The organism is Marinobacter sp. EhC06 (assembly GCF_001650915.1).
Lineage (GTDB): Bacteria > Pseudomonadota > Gammaproteobacteria > Pseudomonadales > Oleiphilaceae > Marinobacter.
The window spans coordinates 1-21,952 of sequence record NZ_LXYO01000033.1; the positions used below are offsets into that span (position 1 = coordinate 1).

14 protein-coding genes are annotated in these 21,952 nt (G+C 54.8%); 6 read left to right on the plus strand and 8 right to left on the minus strand.

Annotated elements, in window-relative coordinates; all coding sequences use genetic code 11:
- Nucleotides 1-1,625, plus strand: a 1,625-nt coding sequence (locus tag A8B84_RS15885; RefSeq protein ID WP_227512676.1) for a hypothetical protein, incomplete at its 5' end; no start/stop codon positions are given.
- Nucleotides 1,626-2,025: 400 nt separating this feature from the next.
- On the opposite strand, the gene A8B84_RS15890 is transcribed toward A8B84_RS15885, so the two are convergent.
- The 8 genes from A8B84_RS15890 to urtA form a co-directional block, all read right to left on the minus strand.
- A complete protein-coding gene (locus tag A8B84_RS15890; RefSeq protein WP_064227701.1) occupies nt 2,026-4,737 on the minus strand; it encodes an NB-ARC domain-containing protein in 2,712 nt (903 codons plus the stop codon).
- A 139-nt stretch (nt 4,738-4,876) separates the two neighbouring features.
- Nucleotides 4,877-5,752, minus strand: coding sequence for a DNA adenine methylase (locus tag A8B84_RS15895; RefSeq protein WP_064227700.1), 876 nt, complete (start codon nt 5,750-5,752; stop codon nt 4,877-4,879).
- A 21-nt stretch (nt 5,753-5,773) separates the two neighbouring features.
- Entirely contained in the window at nt 5,774-7,219 is a 1,446-nt protein-coding gene (locus A8B84_RS15900) for a hypothetical protein (protein WP_201257903.1), read from the minus strand.
- A gap of 441 nt (nt 7,220-7,660) precedes the next feature.
- On the minus strand, nt 7,661-8,359 hold the full coding sequence (gene urtE / locus A8B84_RS15905; RefSeq protein ID WP_064227698.1) for an urea ABC transporter ATP-binding subunit UrtE: 699 nt from the start codon (nt 8,357-8,359) through the stop codon (nt 7,661-7,663).
- Entirely contained in the window at nt 8,359-9,183 is an 825-nt protein-coding gene (urtD, locus tag A8B84_RS15910) for an urea ABC transporter ATP-binding protein UrtD (protein WP_064227697.1), read from the minus strand. Before urtD ends, urtE begins: the two co-directional genes overlap by 1 nt.
- Nucleotides 9,180-10,304 (minus strand): urea ABC transporter permease subunit UrtC, encoded by a 1,125-nt coding sequence (gene urtC / locus A8B84_RS15915; protein WP_064227696.1) that lies wholly within the window; start codon nt 10,302-10,304, stop codon nt 9,180-9,182. The genes urtD and urtC overlap by 4 nt, the downstream gene beginning before the upstream one ends.
- A 192-nt stretch (nt 10,305-10,496) precedes the next feature.
- A complete protein-coding gene (gene urtB / locus A8B84_RS15920) occupies nt 10,497-12,095 on the minus strand; it encodes an urea ABC transporter permease subunit UrtB (RefSeq protein WP_064227717.1) in 1,599 nt (532 codons plus the stop codon).
- Between the two features lie 98 nt (nt 12,096-12,193).
- A complete protein-coding gene (urtA, locus tag A8B84_RS15925; protein WP_064227695.1) occupies nt 12,194-13,501 on the minus strand; it encodes an urea ABC transporter substrate-binding protein in 1,308 nt (435 codons plus the stop codon).
- A 359-nt stretch (nt 13,502-13,860) separates the two neighbouring features.
- On the opposite strand from urtA, the gene atzF reads away from it, so the two are divergent.
- From atzF to A8B84_RS15950, 5 genes are all read left to right on the plus strand, one after another.
- Nucleotides 13,861-15,696: an allophanate hydrolase gene (gene atzF, locus A8B84_RS15930; protein ID WP_064227694.1), complete on the plus strand. Its 1,836-nt coding sequence runs from the start codon at nt 13,861-13,863 to the stop codon at nt 15,694-15,696.
- A gap of 14 nt (nt 15,697-15,710) precedes the next feature.
- Nucleotides 15,711-19,343 carry an urea carboxylase gene (uca, locus tag A8B84_RS15935; RefSeq protein WP_064227693.1) on the plus strand — a complete coding sequence of 1,211 codons (3,633 nt, stop codon included), beginning with the start codon at nt 15,711-15,713 and terminating at the stop codon, nt 19,341-19,343.
- Between the two features lie 256 nt (nt 19,344-19,599).
- On the plus strand, nt 19,600-20,316 hold the full coding sequence (locus A8B84_RS15940) for a GntR family transcriptional regulator (RefSeq protein WP_064227692.1): 717 nt from the start codon (nt 19,600-19,602) through the stop codon (nt 20,314-20,316).
- Between the two features lie 438 nt (nt 20,317-20,754).
- Complete coding sequence (locus A8B84_RS15945) at nt 20,755-21,024, plus strand: ComEA family DNA-binding protein (RefSeq protein ID WP_064227691.1); 270 nt, start codon at nt 20,755-20,757, stop codon at nt 21,022-21,024.
- A 153-nt stretch (nt 21,025-21,177) separates the two neighbouring features.
- Nucleotides 21,178-21,951: a (Fe-S)-binding protein gene (locus A8B84_RS15950; protein WP_064227690.1), complete on the plus strand. Its 774-nt coding sequence runs from the start codon at nt 21,178-21,180 to the stop codon at nt 21,949-21,951.
- Nucleotide 21,952 lies beyond the last annotated feature (1 nt).

Below are 21,952 nucleotides of genomic sequence, written 5' to 3' on the forward strand. Positions count from 1 at the left end.
GATTACTCAGTCGTGGGCAGTTACACAATTTGGTTTACAGGCTCTTGCCATACCGTAAACAGCTGAATTTTTTTTGGTTAGTTGCGCTTACCTATTCCGGTTACTATCTAGTCTTGTTTGTTGTGGCGACTATGGCATTTCTAATATCGACTGGATTGATAGCTAAACTTGCGCCATACCTTCCTAATGATCTAAAAAAAGTTCTTGATGGATCCCCGGAGTTCATTCCCCCTTTACTCTCAGCTGCATTGCTGTACAAAGCGCACGATATGCGATTCTTTCGTCAGCTCGATAGGTTCATCGTTGATCGGCTATTGAGTGCTAATCACCTTGCCGAGGATTATCACCAACTGAAAATGTTACTTGAGAACGTCGACTTTTTTCCCTCTAGAGTGGAGCTCATAGCAAACATGAAATTGATGGAGGACTTCGACGTCTTTGTGTCAAATCCTTTAAAAGAACCAACAGACCTGCATTCCGGAGATTCGATCACGGTGTGGCGAAAGGTATCTACGCTTATTCGCTTTTGTGATGCTTGCTCAGCTGAGGACAAGGATACGCGGTTTAAGGCACAACTCGATGAACTTCGGGAGGAACATACACGCCGCACGGGCGTAGCACTCCAAATGTTGCGACTTAAACTATCAGCGGAGACCTTCCAAGGTATAGAACAACAAGTCGACCATCCTCACCCGCTCCAGAAAGTGCCTGATCAGGAAAAGCATGCGGCTCTGATCTTGACGTCTGAGGAACTCAATCGGACTAGCAAGCTTCTGTCCAAATATTTGATCGCTGATTACAAGAAACTTATGTCGGCCCTTTCTGCAATAGCAGCGCACTACGTAATATACTCAGGCCCAGACTCCGGAAGGAGGCTCAAGCAGTTGGTTGACTCAGGATTTCAGGGGCTCGGAAGCTTCCGGGAACTTACGTTCCATAAAATCATCTTGGTGCTAGCGGCTGTTTTTACCTGCGCCTTGGTATTATTCTATATCCGTTTTGCCAGCTTCTCGGAGATGCCGTCCGAGAAAGCCTTTATTCTCAGCATCAACATCGGAATTATTTATGCTTTTTCAGCGCTTTGTGGGGCATTGATAGGTTCAAGCCGTCGCTTAAAAGTAAGTGAAGAGATACCATGGGGCTGGTATTTTCTGGCAGGTTTTCTCGGGTGGTGCGCATGGCTAAGCGTGACCATGCTGACACGGTTTTCGCCGAAACCCACGAATGGCCTTGTCGAGTTTTGGAAGGAAATTGAGTTCTTCATTACCACCGATTTGATTTCCCGTTTTCCCTGGTCTATCCCGGCTTTTATGTTCGCAACAGGCATTGCGTTATTAACACGCATCAATCCGCTGACAAAAAGGAGACGTGACATTCAACCACATATTAGTGATGGTATCGCGCTGGGCTTTGTTCTTCTGACAGGTTTGTGGATTTGCCTCATTGCTCACCATGGGATGAGAACCAGTTTCGCTGACAAAAATTTGACCCCTTTAGATTTGTCTTTTCTGCTGGAATCATCAGCCGTTTGCTTTGTCTTCGCTTTCGTCATTGGCGGAACTATTATCGGCATCGCGCGAGATGTCGCTGAGTCAGGATTGGCGGTTGAGCAACGTGAGCTTTAGCGCAGTAGGCTCCCTAATCAAGCTTTAATTAAACCCCGAATATGGACTCACTCTCATAAAATGGGCACACCGTATCAATTACGAGGAAACCACGACGGCGAAACCGGGACAGAACTATTTTAAAGATCCTGGTTGGCGGTTATTACTGCGTTGAACAATACGGTTGGGAAAACCGAGCACAATCACCCTGGCCCGTCTTGGCACCAGCGTCTCCTACTTTTCAGGCGCGGGATCCATCATGTGCGCACAGACCCAATGTTGACCGAAGTGCCAAGGTGTGGATAGTCAAACAAATCACGACTGAACCATCAGGGAAACCGCAATAATAAATCCGTCCCAGTTTTCTCCCAATGCTTGCCTGAGCACCTGAAAAGAAAGATTTGCCCCAGTTTTCGACACCCTAACTATCTGGATCCAAGGCCTCTGAGAGAGCTCTACCCAAAGCACCCATCGGCATATTATGCTTTCTGACATTTACAAATCTATCACCAACGCTCCCTCGCTCTATATAATCATCATAACTCATCTTATTCTTCTCCTTCGATTTATTGATCCTATCCACCTTCCTCTTGAACACATCATGATAATTATACTTGAGGTTATTAAAAACATACCTCAACACTTCATCAATATCATCATGCTTTTTCCGTCTGAGGCAGACCTCAATAAAATAAGAGAGACCATTTAGAGCTTTAACTTTAACGTCGTGATCAAAACCCTTAAGCTGATCATATTTTATACATTTAAAAATCTCGCAGCCCGGAAAGTTATAAATCCTATAAAACCCTTGACGCTGCTCAGAAAATAGTCGCCTATATTCCGTTTTATCGACATCCTTAAGTCGAAAGCTATCCTTAAGCTCCTCTCTCGCATCTATAAGGATCGTCGTTTCATACCTCATCAGAATACATAAAAATTCTAACCTTTCATTATCGTCCTTGAGCGCGTCGAGCCTCAGAAGGTTTTTTATAAGATCTACGGCTTTCGCTTTTTCTTGGTCTACACCACGCCAAAGGTAGGTCGCATAGGTTTTAATGAATCTGGGAGAGGCGGCATATGCATGCTGATGTTCATCAAGAACCGACACCCCTTCGTCATAGCTACCATTATCCTCAACCAAATATTGGGCAAGATTTATTATTGCTTGAATTCTAATCTCTTCTGGCGTAGCTTTACGGGAAATCAAAGCCCTATACTTCTGCTTGACTTCGCTTGGTTTTCTCGTCAATCTAGAATTGTCAGCATCATCAAGTAGTGAAAGATCATTATCTAAGTTCTTATCCCTACCTACCATTTGCAGCCTACTAGTGACAGACCCATCCTCTTGGAACGAATCTTTCATGATAGGAACTATCTCGCTAGAGTAAACTTTAAAATATTTCTCATCAATTACCGTTATTATTTTCAACTTAACCAACTCTTCAATCGATTTATCGAAGAGGTGCTCTTCTCTTTCCATATTTAAGATATACTGCAATTTACTCAACAAATTACTTAGATCATTATCTGAAGTAAGAAGCCCCATGGCACCAAAAATTTTCCGAGCGCTTGGAGACAAATACTCAATAATTCGACCATACAGAAAATCAATCGCGTTCGAATTATCCTTTATATTAGCCTCGAACATTGCAGATATTGAACCATCCTGCCCATATACCATGGCACTTTGAAATATAAACAGGGGCCTACCACTTGTCACCTCATGAATAGAGTTAGCTAATACCTCTAAATCTCTCCCTTTTTTATAGAGCCGGCTATCAATGGACAATTCATTTTCTAAAACACTATCAAAGAAGGAAAGTGACTCTTTCGGTGACAGCTCCTTTACTTCTATCTCTTCACCGGTAATATTACTCGCAGAACGCGTGGTAATAACGACCTTATGATTAATTATGTTAAGAGACTTTATGAATTCCAGAAGTTTATCTTTTTCGTCTGAACCAAATGTCTCATAGTCATCCAATATAATGAGCATTCGACCGTTAAACTCAACAATACCTGACGAATCAGAGCTATTTATCCCGAAAGCAATGCTATTTATATATCTAATAACATCCTCATAGGAATCCACCCCACCTGAGAGACTTTCAATCACTCCCTTATGGTAATTATACTTCCTATCCTTGGCCGAAATGAATATAACATAGTCAAAAACAGACTCCTCTTCATTTAAGAGGGTCTCACAAACCCTTTGAATTGAAGCCGTCTTGCCGACCCCGCCATGCCCCCACAACGTAGAAAAAACAGTAGACTTATTCTTTTTCAAAAAGTGAACAATTTTTTTTACTATTAGCGTATCAATATATTTTTTATAATTATTCTCAAATCTATTGATTATAGTTCCGTTAGCAGATTTAACCCTACTTTCGTCTAGCTCGACAACATCGTCAATTAAACCGCATACAGAAAAATACTTCCTACCAGTTTTTATGAGCTGATTAAATACCGCTCGCGACGCAAGCTTATCTTCTACATAAGAATAGATATAAAAATCATCTATATCACTAATATTGATGAATGGCGAAACCTTATAAAAATTCGCACCCGACTTAATGTAAACACCATCAACTTCCAACTTCTCAGACTCTCTAGAAACAGAAATTGGAGAATACTCACCACTAGGTTTGTATGATATTCCTTTTGAAGCAACATCATCAGATGAGAACACACTTACTATCTCAACTTCATTTTTTAGAAAAAAAGGTCCTTCATCACAAATAGTATTATATATTTCTGACAATATATGAAACAGGCTCTCTGAATCATCTTCAAATGAAAACCCATGTCCAACCTTTTCGTTTCTGATAGTAGGATATTTGTTTATACTTGCTTGGAATTTTTTAAGCTTACCTTTTCCAAAAACCTCACTATCCACATCTAAAGATCTTGAAAGGCTCAAAATACTTCCAATTGAAGGGCGCACAATCATTTTCTGGAAATGAACACGACTTTCTTCCGCTATACGATCAACATTCTTGTTCCAAAGATACGCTAACAGGAGAATTAACACATACTCTAGCCTTGATTGCTCTTGCGTCGCGGCGTCTCTGTAACGGCCTGTAAAGGCATTCAATTCAGATTTTTCACCGATTTTTTTGGTTATGTAATCCATGCTAACCCTTAATTGGAAAGGTATTTCATTAAAACTTCAGCTTTTATAGCTCTCAACAACAAGACTTAGTCGCCCACCCGAATACAGGCTTTTAATTCTTAAACCTTATCTATAATTGCCCTTTTGTCTTCGCAAGCTTTTAAGCTACTGCGGGAAGCGCTGCCCGAACATTAGTCGGAACCTCAATTTCATATGGCCAAATCAACACTTCCTTCCCTCGGCGCCGCTTATATGCGCTATAACTAAGGTAGAACTCTCGATGAGGCAGACTGGAATAAAGTTCCCGTATAGGCTGAACATCGTCATATGTCATTATCCAGGGAAATTTGACTCCAGAATTTAATGCTTCTGAAAGCTCATAATGCTCCCGTTCAGAGAACCGGTTCATATAAAGCTCAGCACCTTTAACATAATAGGGGGGATCTAAATAGACGAAATATTCTTGCTCTCGACCGTGCTCTCTATTTATACGTTTGAGCAGCCGAGTCCCGTCTTGACGAGACACATTAATTCGATCTGAATATATCCCTATCCTTCTGATACGGTCGCAAAGCCCCTCCCTGTTGAACCTTGCATCAATTTTGTAGTTGCCCCTTTGATCGTAGCCTCCTATTGGGCCTCCATTATGAACAATTCCTGACCTAGTGGTTCTGTTAAGGTAGAAGGTCGAGAAGCCCAGACTAAGAGGGTCAGAAAGTGAACATTCATTATAGATAGCACGCTGATGACGCCACTCGTTAACACTTAAATCCACAGACTGAGTCATGTTAATAAACTGCTCATTATACTCAGTAACAGCTAACCAGAATGAACTGATCCGTGGATCTGCATCGTTTATGGTAATTGCCTCAACGTATTCTTCAAATAGTAGTCTAAGCGCGGCACCCGCACCGCCTGCGTATGGCTCCACGTAGTGAGGCTCTATAATCTTGTTGTGCGCCATCAGCGCAATCAAAAACTCAGAAAGAACCGCCTTGCCACCTGGGTAACGGAGCGGACTGTAATGTTCAGCCATGTATCATCCTAAGAAACAAAATTAACTCAAAATAATCTCAAGCATCGGCTCGGCTCTATCCCACAACGCCCGGAGATCTCCCTCCGTTGGGGTAACGTGCGGATTGTGAGTAAACTCATTAAACCCATCGATGGTTATAAAGTAGTCGCCATCTTTTGCGGCAAGAGATCTTGCGGCTTTATATCCATCAGCCGCCATTCCATGTAGAATTCGCTTATCGACAGCGTAGCTTATAAGATCGCGAAGGGGCGGTGTCCAATCTGGATTATAATTTCTTTTTTTCCCATTTTTATCGAAATGATCACAAACTGCTTTTGCATGTCCTTCTTGTTTTATATAACTCCACAGGGCCACATCCATTAGCACTCGAAGCATAACTCCAGTTGAATTACGCTGCTCTGATATTCTCAGAGACTTAAGTTCTTTAAAGATCGAAGATACTTTCGTGGTTTTCGATCGACAAACAAAACCTCGTGGCACAATTGATGTTGATGGTTTGGGTGTTTTTGGCGAAGTATGCTGACGCTCCCGTTGCCCTCCAGAATCGTCTCGCTTAGCATCATCGCCGTCAACAACAAATGCATCAGGATCAAAAGATCCGCGCTTTTTGGTTCTTGGCAGCGCCGTTTCTGCTTGCTTTATATAATCTTGAAAACCTTTTTTGTCGTTTATTTTTCGGGTCATCCCTTTGGTTGTTGCGTCAGCGACGACTCTAGCAAGAACCGCTTTGAATCGCTCGGGATGGGCGACGCCCACAAAACCTTTCTCATCATCAAGCTCTACACCTAGGAACTTGCGACCTATCTGCGAGTCGATAAAACGCTCCAAAGTGGTCAAAGGAAAGCGCGGATCTTCGACCCGCTTTCGGACATCGGCATCTAAATCAAGGGTCAAGGCAATTCTGTGGAGCTTTTCAGTACGTAGAAAGCTGCGGATCTGGGCAAGGGAGATACCTAACTGATCTGAAATTTCCGAGGGTTGTAGCCCTTGCATTAAAAGCTCATGGTAGAACCGTGCCTGCTGAAGAGAAGACCAACGACGCTTGGAGTCTCCTGTGTGGAGAGCAGCAATGATTGGAGCAGCTGACAATCGATCAGGCACAACTGCGACGTCGACTTTTCCCAAGGAAGCCAAGTCCGCTTTAGCGGAGAGAGACCTGAAATATTTAACCAGTGAAGTTGTTGGTGCAAGTTCTGGACTCAGCAAAAGTTTTATCGCGGCTAAACGTCGATTACCCTCGAGTACAGTGAAGCATCGGCCCGAGGGCACGACCACCAGGCGCTCGTTAGCAAACAAGCCTATCTTGGCAATCGACGCTGCCAAACTTTTCACGTCCTCATGAGCTAGAAGTTCGTGGAGTAACTGACGCTGGCTGTCCGATCGCCGGTCTGAAGGAATCCTCGTATTTTTGGGGTCTAAAAGCAGGCTTCCTGTTTTTACCTTTGTTGACCTAGTATCTACAGACACATTTTCTCCCTTCCATTCTATATTGCAGCCTATCAGCTTATCTCTCTGACGCCCTCTGGTTTTCTATCTGAGGCCCACAATTACAGCCAGCAACCTACAGCGAAAGGGACAGACTGTATTTACATCGACCTAATTGATAGCGCGAAAAAGGAATAATCAAAGCTCAATATCGTCAAGCTCGCCACAACTTGCAGTATGCGGTTTTAGCAAGTAAAGACAGGAAAGCCGCAAAGCTCCAAAAAAGGCTTCAATCGAGGTAGAAAGGTTTATGGTTGTCATCCCTAACAATCGGTCATAGCTAGCACTTAGCTACCTACACTAGACCATCACTTAGCAGTTTGTCTGCGTTAGTTACAAAAATACAAAACTCCACGTCGGGAACCTCCGGACGTGGTGTTTCGAAAGATAGGACTATGAAGTCCTCAGAAGGCGGAGCGTCGGCTATACAGTGAGATGCCTTTTGATCAATTCGTCAGTCAGTTGCTCAATAATGCCCTCGGCAACCCTCCTCCCCCGATCCAAAATCGCAAACCGATCCGCATACTTCCTCGCAAACGGCAACTTCTGCTCAACCAGAAGAACGGTCAGCCCATCCTCCTCAATCAGCCTCCGAATAACCTCCCCGATCTGCGCCACAATATTCGGCTGAATCCCCTCCCCCGGCTCGTCGAGAATGAGAAGTCGGGGCTCAATCACCAGCGCCCGTCCAATCGCCAGTTGCTGTTGCTGCCCGCCGGAAAGGTCACCGCCTCTCCGATGCCGCGTTTCCTTCAGCACCGGGAACAGCTCATACACCCGCTCCGGTATCTTCTTGCTGCCGTCCTTGCGCACAGCCAGGCCGGTGCGTAGGTTTTCTTCCACGGTCAGCAGGGGGAAGATCTGCCGGCCCTGGGGCACGTAGCCAATCCCGAGGCGGGAGCGGTCTTCCACTTTCTTTTTGGTGAGCCCCACATCCCCGGCGAATTCAATGCTGCCGCTTTTGGTGGTTTCCTCGCCCATGATGCATTTCATCAGGGTGGTTTTGCCCACGCCGTTGCGGCCCATTACGCAGGTACACTGGCCCTGGGGTACGTCCAGGTCCAGATCCCAGAGGGTGTGGCTTTCGCCGTAGAACTGATTGAGCTTCTGGATCTTCAGCATTACGCCTCCTCCCCCAGGTAAACCTTGATCACTTCCGGGTCGTTGGAGACCTGGTCCATGGTGCCTTCGGCCAGCACGCTGCCCTGGTGCAGCACGGTCACTTTGCGGGCGATGGAGCGCACGAAGCCCATGTCGTGTTCCACCACCACAACCGACTGTTTGCCGGCGAGGCTGGTGAGCAGTTCGGCGGTGCGTTCCATTTCCTGTTCGGTCATGCCGGCCACGGGTTCGTCCACCAGCAGCAGGCGGGGTTTCTGCATCAGCAGCATGCCGATCTCCAGCCACTGCTTCTGGCCGTGGGAGAGGATGCCGGCGAGGCGGTCCCGCAGGTCTTTCAGGCCGATCATTTCCAGCACTTCGTCGATGCGGTCCCGGTATTCGGGTTTCATGATGGCGGTGAGCGTGGGGAATACGCGCTTGTCCGCCGCCATGGCCAGTTCCAGGTTTTCAAACACGGTGAGGGCTTCGAACACCGTGGGTTTCTGGAACTTGCGGCCGATGCCCAGGGAGGCGATGTCCGGCTCGTTCATGGTGAGCAGGTTGTGGCGGCTGCCGAACCACACCGAGCCGGTGTCCGGCCGGGTTTTACCGGTGATGATGTCCATCATGGTGGTTTTGCCCGCGCCGTTGGGGCCGATGATGCAGCGCAGCTCACCGTCGTCGATGGTGAGGTTGAGATTATTGATGGCCTTGAAGCCATCAAAGCTCACGTTCACGTCTTCCAGATACAGGATGGGGCCGTGGCGCACGTCCACCGGCGACTGCACCTGGGTCAGAAACTCGAACACGTGTTCGCGGTCGGTCAGTTCCTGAAAAATGCTCATGCGGTGGCCTCCTGCCCGGTGGGTGTGTCGTTATCGGTTTTGGCTTTGCGGCGTTTCTGCAGCAGCCCGGCAATGCCCTTGGGCAGGAACACGGTTACCAACACAAACAGGCCGCCGAGGGCGAACAGCCAGGCGTCCGGCATGATGCCGGTGAACACGGTTTTGGCGTAGTTCACCAGGATGGCACCGATCACCGCACCGTAGAGCGTTGCCCGGCCACCAAGGGCCACCCACACCACGATCTCGATGGAGAACAGTGGCGAGAATTCACTGGGGTTGATGATTCCTACCTGAGGCACATACAGCGCCCCGGCCACACCCGCCAGCATGGCGGAAACCACAAACACGAACAGCTGCACCCGCTCCACCCGGTAACCCAGGAAACGGGTACGGGCCTCGGCATCCCGGCAGGCCACGCTCACCCGGCCCAGTTTGCTGGTTACGATGCCCCGGCAAATCACGTAGCCAATGGCCAGAGCAATGCCGGTGGCGATGAACAGCCCGAGGCGGGTGGCGTCGGTGCGCAGGTTGAAACCGAGAATGTCTTTGAAGTCGGTAAGGCCGTTGTTGCCGCCAAAGCCCATCTCGTTGCGGAAGAAGGCCAGCATCAGAGCGAAGGTGAGCGCCTGGGTGATGATGGAGAGGTATACCCCGGTTACCCGTGAGCGGAAAGCCAGGAAGCCGAACACCAGCGCCAGCAGGCCCGGGGCCAGCAGCACCATGATGAAGGCAAACCAGGCCATTTCGAAGCCGTGCCAGAACCAGGGCAGCTCCAGCCAGTTCAGGAATACCATGAAGTCTGGCAGCACCGGGTCGCCATACACGCCCCGGTCGCCGATCTGGCGCATCAGGTACATGCCCATGGCATAGCCACCGAGGGCAAAGAAGGCGCCGTGGCCCAGGCTGAGGATACCGAGGTAGCCCCACACCAGGTCCACCGCCACCGCCAGCAGGGCATAACACAGGTATTTGCCCAGCAGGGTGACGGTAAAGGCGCTGACATGCAGGGCGCTGTCCTGGGGCATGAACAGGTGCAGGAAGGTCACCACCACCAGGGCCGCGAACAGTACACCCAGGAAAACTTGCGTGGATCGCTCTTGTAAGGGTCTTGTTAACCACATAACTGGTGTCCCTTCTGGCTAATTATTTGATTCACTGAGCCTCTGAACGCCTTGAGAGCAAGGCGCAGTGGCGAAGGTTTGGTGGTTCCAAATCGAGGCGCTGCAACGCGGCTATCGAGGCGTTCAGAGGCTCCCGAAGGGCGAGGCGCACGCGCCTCGCAGTGGATTAAAGAATTGGCTAGACGGGACACCCTAGCCCTCCGCAGCCCGGCCTTTCTGGGGGAAGAGCCCCTTCGGCCGTTTCTGGATAAACAGGATGATGAACACCAACACGATGATCTTGGCGAGTACGGCACCGGCCCAGGGTTCGAGCAGCTGGTTGATGGTGCCCAGGGAGAGCCCGGCAATGAGGGTGCCCCAGAGATTACCCACGCCGCCGAACACCACCACCATGAACGAGTCGATGATGTAGTTCTGGCCCAGGTTGGGGCCCACGTTGGTGAGCTGGGACAGCGCCACCCCGGCCAGGCCGGCAACGCCGGAGCCCAGGGCGAAGGTCATGATGTCTACCCGGGTGGCGCGGATGCCCATGGAACGGGCCATGGCGCGGTTCTGGGTAACGGCGCGCACTTCCAGGCCCAGGCGGGTCTTGCGCATGATCAGCATCAGGCCCGCGAACACAATCAGTGCGAACGCGAGCACGTACAGGCGGTTCAGTGTGAGCGAAAGCGCGTCGTTGATCACCAGGGAGCCGCTCATCCAGTCCGGGGTTACCACGGTGCGGTTCTGGGGAGAGATCACGGTGCGCACCAGCTGCTGCAGGATCAGGCTGATGCCGAAGGTGGCCAGCAGGGTTTCCAGAGGGCGGCCTTTCAGGTACTGGATCACACTGCGCTCGATGATGATGCCGGCGGTGGCGGCAACCATGAAGCCGGCGGGAATCGAGAGAATCAATGCCAGGCCAGGCTGGCCGGGGAAGAGTTGCTGCATGCCCCAGGTGGTGTAGGCACCCAGCATGATCAGTTCGCCGTGGGCCATGTTGATCACGCCCATCACGCCAAAGGTGATGGCCAGGCCGATGGCGGCGAGCACCAGAACCGAACCCAGGGAGAGCCCGAAATACAGGGTCTCGGCGGCGCGGTTCAGTTTGAGTTTCTGTTCGATGCTTTCCAGGGCTTTGGTGGCGCTTGCCGCCAGTTCCTGGTTATCGCTGCGGGCCGCTTCGTTCAGGGCGGCGCGGGCGCGCGGGTGCAGGCTGCCAGCAAGCACATCCACCGCCTCCAGGTTGCCCTCGCCTACCCGGTAGATGGCCAGGGCCTCTTCAATGCGATTGCGCACGGCGGCGTTTTCTTCTTGCTCCAGCCGCGCTTCCAGGGGCGCAACCAGCGAGGCATCCACTTTGCCCATCATGTCCTGTGCGGACGCTTCACGCACATCCGGGTCTTTGGCATTCAGGTCCAGCATGGCAAGTATGCCTTCAAGCTGTCCCCGTATGCGGTTGTTGATGGCGACTCTGTCCAGCTCTCGGCGGGACATTTCACCCATGTTCTCTCCGGTCAGCGGGTCGGCGATTTCCCAGTCCCTGCCCCGGTTATTCAGTACCAGTACCACCTGCCCGGTGTCTTTTACCCGGCTCAGGCGGTTGTTTCCGTAGGCTTCGAGCCAGCCCCTGGCTCTTTCATCACCGCTGCTGACGATGGCGTTCACCGCCTCTTCCACTTTGCTCGCTGGCGCGTCTGCCAGGTTGATCAGCAGAGCCTTGCCAGGGTCGTCTTCCTGCGCCGTTGCGGGCAGCGACAACAGGCAAACCAGGGCGATAAGCAGCAATGTGAGCGATCGGCAGATGCTCATGAGTGTGTCCTGTCTGTTGAAAGCGTGGTGCGGGGTGGCAACCGGAGGCAGCATCGCTACCCCCGGGTTGCCTGTATTGCGATGTCGGTTGCTGTGCCTTATTCGTCAGCAGCCGCCATTTCACCGGCAGACGCACCACAGGTGCCGGTTGCGGTGTTGAAGGTTCCGCAGAACATGGGCTTGCGCCAGTCGGCGATCATGTCCCGTGAGCCCGGCAGGTAGTCAGACCAGGCATCGCCAGCAACCAGAGACGGGGTCTCCCAGACCACGGAGAACTGGCCGTTGTCCTGGATCTCGCCAATCAATACCGGCTTGGTGATGTGGTGGTTGGGCATCATGGCAGCGTAGCCACCAGTGAGGTTGGGTACGGTTACGCCGATGATGGCGTCTTTTACCGCGTCAACATCTGTGGTGCCGGCTTTCTTGACCGCTTCCACGTACATGTTGAAGCCGATGTAGTGGGCTTCCATCGGGTCGTTGGTTACCGCTTGCTCGTTGCCAGTGTGCTCGATCCACTGGTCGATGAAGTCGTAGTTGGCGTCGTTATCCACGCTCATGAAGTAGTTCCAGGCGGCCAGGTGGCCAACCAGCGGGGCGGTATCGATACCGGAGAGTTCCTGCTCACCCACGGAGAAAGCAACAACCGGGATATCGGAGGCAGCGATGCCCTGGTTACCCAGTTCCCGGTAGAAGGGCACGTTGGCGTCACCGTTGATGGTGGAAACCACGGCGGTCTTCTTACCGGCGGAACCGAAGCGCTTGATGTCAGAGACGATGTTCTGCCAGTCGGAGTGACCGAAAGGCGTGTAGTTGATCATGATGTCTTCCTTGGCCACACCCATGTCCATCAGGTAGGTCTCAAGGATCTTGTTGGTGGTACGCGGGTAAACGTAGTCAGTACCCGCCAGTACCCAGCGCTCCACGCCAATTTCATTCATCAGGTAGTTCACCGCAGGAATCGCCTGCTGGTTGGGCGCAGCGCCGGTGTAGAAGACGTTTTCGGAGGATTCCTCACCCTCGTACTGAACCGGGTAAAACAGAAGGCCGTTCAGCTCTTCCACCACCGGCAGTACGGATTTACGGGAAACCGAGGTCCAGTTACCGAAGATCACGTCGACTTTTTCCTGGGCCAGAAGCTCCCGGGCTTTCTCGGCGAACAGCGGCCAGTTGGAAGCCGGGTCCACAACAACCGCTTCCATCTGGCGACCCAGTACACCGCCCTTGGCGTTCTGTTGCTCGATCAGCATTTCAACGGTGTCTTTCAGAACGGTTTCGCTGATGGCCATGGTGCCGGAGAGGCTGTGCAGGATGCCCACCTTGATGGGGTCTTCCGCGGCTACGGAATTGAAAGAGATGGAAAGTGCGAGTGCAGAGAGGCCCAGTTTCACGTGTTTTTTGAGGCTCATGTTGTGCGTCCTTTTCTTTAGTTGGGTCTTGGGTTCGAGGTTGCAGTTCGTCTTGAAACGCACAGGAGCCACTGCATCTGCTGTTCCACATTCCATGTATATCGATACAAAACAAACAGTTATCTAGTATACAAGCCGAACCCGAGCTGCCACGGAGCCATCAACACCCCGCCAAACCCCTGTTTTACCGTTCAGTTTTGGTGCGCCCGCACCGGCCTTGGGCGCCCTGCGCCGGAGCACTTCTGAGCCAGAAATCACTAACCACCTGTTTTTAAAGATTTATCCAGAATTTTTCGCAAATGGCACAGGCATTGCCATTCCACATGTATACAAGTTGATAACGCACATGAGGACGACCAATGCCTTCAACACTCGGATGGACCATAAAGGACTGGCAGAACGCCTATAGAGAAGGCGCTTCGCCCGCGTCATTGCTGGATGAGTTACTGACGGGGCTGGATACCACAGACGTGGCCTGGATTTCCCTGCTGGATGGCGACGGCCTGGCCGCCGCCCTGGTTGAACTGGAACAGACCCTGGAAGCCGCCGGCGGCGACAAGGCCGCGCTGCCGCTCTATGGCGTTCCGTTCGCGGCGAAAGACAACATTGATGCGAAGGGCCTCGAAACCACCGCTGCCTGCCCGGCTTTCGCCTATAGCCCGGAAGAAGACGCCACCACCATTGCACGCCTGAAGGCCGCCGGCGCGGTAGTAATTGGCAAGACCAACCTGGACCAGTTTGCCACCGGCCTGGTGGGTACCCGCTCGCCCTATGGAGCCGTGCCCAACAGCTTCAAGCCGGATGTGGTCAGCGGCGGCTCCAGTTCCGGCTCGGCTTCGGTGGTGGCCCGGGGCCTGGTGCCGTTTTCCCTGGGCACCGACACCGCCGGCTCCGGCCGGGTACCGGCCGGGCTGAATAACCTGGTGGGGCTGAAGCCCACCAAAGGTCAGTTCAGTATTCGCGGCGTGGTGCCGGCCTGTCGTTCACTGGATTGCGTCTCCATCTTTGCGCTTACCGTTAACGATGCCGGGCTGGTATCGGATGTGATGACCGGTTTCGACGCCGGCGATGCGTTCTCCCGCAAGGCGCCTTACGCCCTGCCCCTGGACGGCCCCGCCCTTCGTCGCCCCGGCCCGATCAGGCGGCTCGCCATTCCAGAACATCCGCAGTGGTTCGGTGACCAGCAGGCGGAAGCGGCCTGGAACACCGCCATCAGCCGGTGGCGCGAGCTGGATGTTGAGCTGGTTCCCATGGATTTCGGCCCCATGCTGGAACTGGCGGCGCTGCTCTATGAGGGCCCCTGGGTGGCCGAGCGCCACGCCGCCGTGGAAGCGTTCATGGCCAGCCACGCCGATGATATGAACCCGGTGGTTAAAGGCATTATCAGCAACGCCGGCAAGTTCAGCGCCACGGATACCTTCAAGGCCCAGTACCGCAAGGAGGAGCTGCAACGCCAGATCGATGAACTGCTGGTCGATGTGGATGCCCTGCTGGTACCCACTGCACCGACCGCACCCACCATTGAAGCGGTCAACGCCGACCCGGTTACCCTCAACAGCGAACTGGGCACCTACACCAATTTCGTGAACCTGGCGGACATGAGCGCCCTGGCGACCCCCGCCGGCTTCCGGGACGACGGCCTGCCTTTTGGCGTAACGCTGATCAGCGGCGCCTGGAAAGACACCGAACTGCAGCACCTGGCCTGCCAGTGGCTGAACGCCCACCCGACGCCCCTGGGCGCCACCGATAAAGACCGCCCGGAAGAAACCCCGGGCGCAGTCATTTCAACGCCCACGGTTCAGGTGGCGGTGGTTGGCGCTCACCTCAGCGGCATGCCCCTGAACACCCAGCTCACCGAGCGCTTCTCGGTGCTGCTGGAGCAAACCACCACCTCCGCCAATTACCGGCTCTACGCCCTGCCCAACACCACACCGCCAAAACCCGGCCTGAAACGGGTAGCAGCGGGCGAAGGCGAGCAAATCATCGTGGAAGTGTGGGAAATGCCCGCCTCGGCCTTCGGCTCCTTTGTGGATCTGATTCCCGCGCCCCTGGGCATCGGCAACGTGGAACTGGCCGATGGCCGCTGGGTAAACGGTTTTATCTGTGAGGGCTACGGCTTCGACGGCGCCCGGGATGTTACCGAATTCGGCGGCTGGCGCGCCTACATCACCGCTCTTAAATCCGGCACGGCATAAGGAGAACCGCCATCATGTTTAGCAAAGTACTGATCGCCAACCGAGGCGAAATCGCGGTCCGCACTATTCGCACCCTCAAGGCCATGGGCGTTGGCAGTGTTGCTGTCTATTCCCACCAGGATCGCCATAGCCTGCATGTAACCCTGGCCGATGAATCGGTAGCCCTGACCGGAAACGGCGCCAGCGAAACCTACCTGGACAAGGCCCAGATTCTGGCGGCCGCGAAGCACACCGGCGCCGAGGCGATTATTCCGGGGTATGGCTTTCTCTCCGAAAACGCCGACTTCGCCGAGGCCTGCGAGGCCGATGGCATTGCCTTTATTGGCCCCACGCCCGACCAGATGCGCGAGTTCGGGCTGAAGCACCGGGCCCGGGAACTGGCGGAAGCCGCCGGTGTGCCCCTGGCGCCCGGCAGCGGCCTGCTGGAAAGCCTGGACGAAGCCCTGCAAACCGCCGACCGGCTGGGCTACCCGGTGATGCTGAAAAGCACCGCCGGCGGTGGTGGTATCGGCCTGACCCGCTGCAACAGCGAAAGCGAACTGCGGGACGCCTTTGAAACCGTGCGTCGCCAGGGCCAGAGCTTCTTTAATGACAGCGGTGTGTTCCTGGAGCGTTTCATCGCCCGGGCCCGCCATGTGGAAGTGCAGATGTTCGGTGACGGCGCAGGCAATGTGGTGGCCCTGGGCGAACGGGATTGTTCCCTGCAGCGCCGGAACCAGAAAGTGGTGGAGGAAACCCCGGCGCCGAACCTGCCGGCCGCCACCCGCCAGAAGATGCTGGATGCCGCCGTCTCCCTCGGCCAGTCGGTGAGTTACCGCTCCGCCGGCACCGTGGAATACATCTACGACGCCGACCGGGACGAGTTCTACTTCCTGGAAGTAAATACCCGCTTACAGGTTGAGCACCCGGTGACCGAGTCTGTCACTGGTCTGGACCTGATCGAATGGATGCTGAAGATCGCCGCCGGCGAAAGCCCGGACCTGGCCGGTTTCGAGCCGGAACTGAACGGCGCCTCCATGGAAGTGCGCATTTATGCCGAGGATCCCCTCAAGGACTTCCAGCCCTCCCCCGGTGAACTGACTGACGTGCACTGGCCGGAAGACGATGTTCGGGTGGATACCTGGGTGGAAAACGGCAGCGAAGTGTCCGCCCACTACGACCCGATGATTGCCAAGCTGATTGTGCACGGCAAAGACCGGCACGACGCCCTGGCCAAACTGAAAGCCGCCCTGGCGGAAACCCGGTTGATGGGCATTGCCACCAACCTGGATTACCTGCGCCAGGTGGTGGCCCAGCAGAGCTTTGCCGATGGCATTGTCTCCACCCGGGCACTGGAGAGCTTCGAGTTCAAACCCTCCGTGGCCGAGGTCGTCAAACCCGGCACCTACACCACAGTGCAGGATTACCCTGGCCGCGTGGGCTACTGGAACATCGGCGTGCCGCCCAGTGGCCCCATGGATGACTACGCCTTCCGGATTGCCAACCGCATCGTCGGCAACCACAGCGAGGCCGCCGGCCTGGAAGCCACCCTGATTGGCCCCAGCCTGAAGTTCCACAAGGACTCGGTCGTCGCCCTGACCGGTGCCCTTACCGAAGCCACTCTCGATGACAAGCCGGTGGAATTCTGGAAACCCATCACCGTGAAAGCCGGCCAGGTTCTGGCGGTGGGCAAGGCGATCAAGGGCTGTCGCACCTACCTCGCCGTGCGCGGTGGCTTTGATGTACCGGTTTATCTGGGCAGCCGCTCCACCTTCGCCCTGGGCCAGTTCGGCGGCCACGGTGGCCGGCCCCTGCGCCCAGGCGATATGCTCGGCATCAGCCAGATCAACCTGCCGGCCTGCACCACCACGGCACCGACACACGATCCCGCCCCGGCGGACCCGGACCTGATTCCGGACTATCCGGACCACTGGGAGATCGGAGTGCTCTATGGCCCCCATGGTGCGCCGGATTTCTTCACCGAAAAGTCCATCGAGAAGTTCTTCGAGCAGGACTGGGAAGTGCACTACAACTCCAACCGCCTGGGCATCCGCCTGAACGGCCCCAAGCCGGAGTTTACCCGGGCCGACGGCGGCGAAGCGGGCCTGCACCCCTCCAACATCCACGACTGCGAATACGCCATCGGCTCCATCAACTTCACCGGCGACATGCCCGTGATCCTCACCAAGGATGGCCCCAGCCTGGGCGGCTTCGTGTGCCCGGTGACCATTGCCAAGGCAGAGCTGTGGAAAGTCGGCCAGGTGAAACCCGGCGACACGATTCGCTTTGTGGCCATTGATAACGACACCGCCGTGGCACTCTCCGAACGCCAGGAACTGGCTATCAAGAGCCTGATGGCACCGCCGATGGTGGATCTGGTGAAGCCGGACCTGGCTCCGGTAAACGACCTTTCCGCGACGATCCTGGCCCATCTGGAAGAAACCGACGGCCGCCCGGAAGTGACCTACCGGCAGGCGGGCGACCAGTACATCCTGCTGGAATACGGCCCCAACGTGATGAACCTGGGCTTCCGCCTGCGCATTCACGCCCTGATGGAAGCCATCGCCGACGTGCAACCCAACGGCCTACTGGAACTCTCGCCCGGCGTGCGCTCGTTGCAGCTCCGGTACGACGCCCGCATCCTGCCCCAGGCGGCGCTGATGGAGTACCTGCTGGACCTGGAAGCCACCCTGCCGCCCACGGATGAACTGAAAGTCCGCAGCCGGGTGATTCACCTGCCCATGGCCTTCGAAGACAGCGCCACCCTCGAAGCGGTGGATAAATACCGCCAGTCCGTGCGTGATACCGCCCCCTGGCTGCCCAACAACGTGGACTTCATGCAACGCATCAACGGCCTGCCCAGCCGCGAGGCCGTCCGCGACATCCTGTTCTCGGCCCGCTATCTGGTGCTGGGCCTGGGCGACGTCTATCTCGGCGCCCCCTGCGCTGTTCCGCTGGACCCACGGCACCGAATGCTCACCTCCAAATACAACCCGGCCCGGACCTACACCGCGGAGGGCACCGTGGGCATCGGCGGCGTGTACATGTGCATCTACGGCATGGACTCCCCCGGCGGCTACCAGCTTGTCGGTCGCACCCTGCCGATCTGGAACAAGTACCTGAAGAACCCACAGTTCGCTGAAGGCGCCCCCTGGCTGCTACGGTTCTTCGATCAGGTGTGCTACTACCCGGTCACCGAAGCCGAACTGGACGAAATGCGCGACCAGTTCCGCGCCGGCCAGCTGACGGTAAAAATCGAGGAAGAAACCTTCGACCTGAAATCCCACCAGGCCTTCCTGGACGCCAGCGCCGACTCCATCGCCGAATTCCGCGAACTGCAGCAAGCGGCCTATGCTAAAGAGGTGGCCCTGTGGAAAGACAGCGAAGCCGAGGAACTGGATAAACTGGCCAAGGCCCCGCCGAAAGCGGACATATCCGACCTGGCGAAGTTCGGCGAGCTGGTGAGTGCGGAGATTGCCGGTAACATCTGGAAATGCCTGGTGAAGCCGGGTGATACCGTGGCGGAAGGTGATCCGCTGGTGATCGTGGAGGCTATGAAAATGGAATTCGAGATAAACGCAACCCAGGCCGGGGAGATCAGCGCGATGCATGTGGAGCCTGGCAAGGCTGTTACTCCCGGGGAGCCTTTGTTGAGCATCAAGATCTAGGGCTTGGTCTGGCTTGGGAGATTGCTCTCCTCTGGCTGCATGCTTTGGAGTTGCGCCGATGGGGGCAGGCAAAGGGAGTCGGGGCGGCTGGTGGGGTGCGGGTTTCAAAAGTGTGAGCAGCATGGATGCTGCGATCAAGCCCCATGGATGGGTTCACGGCGTCTTTTGAAACCCGCACCCCGCCAGACGGCCCAGCGGTCAATCACCGAGCCAATGGACCAAACCAAGAGACCTCCCGAAAATAAGGGAAAGAACAATGGCAACAAACACCAAAAGAAAAGAGTCCATGGCAGACAGGGTTTACGAAGCCCTTAAGGACGACATCTTTGAGTTCCGCCTGATCCCTGGTGACAAATTCAGCGAGGGCGATGTAGGCACGCGCCTGAAAGCCAGCCGCACGCCGGTTCGGGAGGCCCTTTACCGATTGCAGCGGGAAGGCTACGTGGAGGTTTTGTTCCGCAGTGGCTGGCAGGTGAAGCCGTTTGATTTCCGGCAGGTGGAGGAGCTGTATGACCTGCGGATTACCCTGGAGCGGGCGGCGATGCACAAGATCTGTGGCCTGGATGAAGAACCCTCGGCAATCCGCATGCTGACCGCCATCTGGAACCCGGATCACCCCTCTGAGCGAGCCGTGGGCAGTACCGTTCGGGCGCTGGATGAAAGTTTCCATTGTGACCTGGTGGCGGCAGCCGGTAACCGGGAGATGACGCGGATTCACCGGGAGATCACCGATCGGCTGCGGATTATCCGTCGCCTGGACTTCACTCGCGATGACCGGGTGGACGCCACCTACGTGGAACACGCCGCGATTCTGGAGGCGCTTCGCAACGGCATGGCCAGCGAGGCGGCGGATCGGTTGACCCGCCATATCCGGGCCAGCCAGAAGGCGGTTCGCGAAATCACCATGGAACGGATTCGCGAGGCCGCTGAAGCCCATCGCAGCGGGCAACAAATTGCCTCCCAGGGCGCGTAAATACTGAACTCGCGTTCATTTTCGCCGCCGCCGAAATGCTTACAAATCTGTAAGACATATCGCACAAACCCCGAAGCGATTCTCCGATAGGTAGGAATTCGATCCCGAGTAGAATGGTCAGTGTCAGGGATGACAAGCCAGCAAGGAACGTTGGCTCAAGGACGAGAACTCCAGGGAAGAGTCCTCCACGGCTCAGGAGTTGCCCAAAGGATCAGGGCTTACAGGGATGACCACAGGGAAGACGCGCTCAGGATGAGTCGCACGCCTGAAGGATCAGGCAGGGGTCAGCCACGGAATCGGGGATCACAAGGAAAGTGGTCCCGTCCGTGCACTCCCCACTCCCACAGACATTTCTGCTCTCTTCTTACATTTCGCTTCTGCTGCTTTGCGCCCTGGCACCACACCAATAACGCAAATTAGCCTCAGGAGCTTACACCCATGAAGCGCACACCGCTTTTCGCAACACTCGTTCTGCTGTTCAGCCTGGTTACCGGTTTTGCTTACGCCCAGGAAGCCGCTATCAATATCAACACCGCCGATGTGGCTACCCTCGCCAGCCTTAACGGCATTGGCCAGAGCAAGGCGGAAGCTATTGTTGCCTATCGCGAAGCCAATGGTCCGTTTGCAGTAACCGCAGACCTGGCGAACGTGAAAGGAATCGGCGAGCGCACCATTGAGAAGAACGCCGCGCGCCTGACCGTCAAGTAATACCCCGGGCAGTGGCTCGCTGCCGCTGCCCTTCCCCTTCCTGCCTCATCCCCCGCTTTCTATTTCCGGCTGCCCATAAAGTCGTCTGGCAACACCGCGCCCGCCACCCTATTATTGCTGGATAACAATTCAAAAACCGTTGAGCATCCGCACATGGTTGATCCGATCAAGGTTTATCCGTCCAAACCTGCGAAAGTCTATTTCTACGGCACCTGTCTGGTGGACATGTTCTACCCGGATGCGGGCATTGCCGGCGTGGAGCTGCTGGAGCGGGAGGGCATTGAGGTGCTGTTTCCGCAAGACCAGACCTGCTGCGGCCAGCCGGCCTATACCTCCGGCTATCATGACCAGGCCCGATCAGTAGCCAAAGCCCAGCTCGATCTGTTTCCCGGCGACTGGCCCATCGTGGTGCCGTCCGGCTCCTGCGGCGGGATGATTCGCAAGCACTACCCGGATCTGTTCAAAGACACGCCGGACGAAGTGAAAGCCGCCGAGGTGGCCGGCCGGGTCTGGGAGCTAACGGATTTTCTGCTTAACGTCTGCCATATCAAGCTGGAAGACCTGGGCGAGCCCACCACGGTGGCCATGCACACCTCCTGCTCCGCCCGCCGTGAAATGGGCGTGGCCGAGGTGGGGCCGAAGCTCCTGGGCCAGTTGAAGAATGTGAATCTGGTGGAGCAGATTCGGCCGGAGGAATGTTGCGGCTTTGGCGGTACCTTTGCGGTTCGCCACCCGGAGATTTCCGGAGCCATGGTCAGTGAGAAGGTGGACACCCTTGTGGACACCGGCGCCAAAGAATTTGTCACCACCGATTGCGGCTGCCTGATGAACATTGCCGGCTACGCCGAGAAGAACCAGAAGCCGGTTTCAGGCCAGCACATTCTCAGTTTCCTGTGGGCGCGAACCCAGGGCAAAGGGGGGCAGTAGT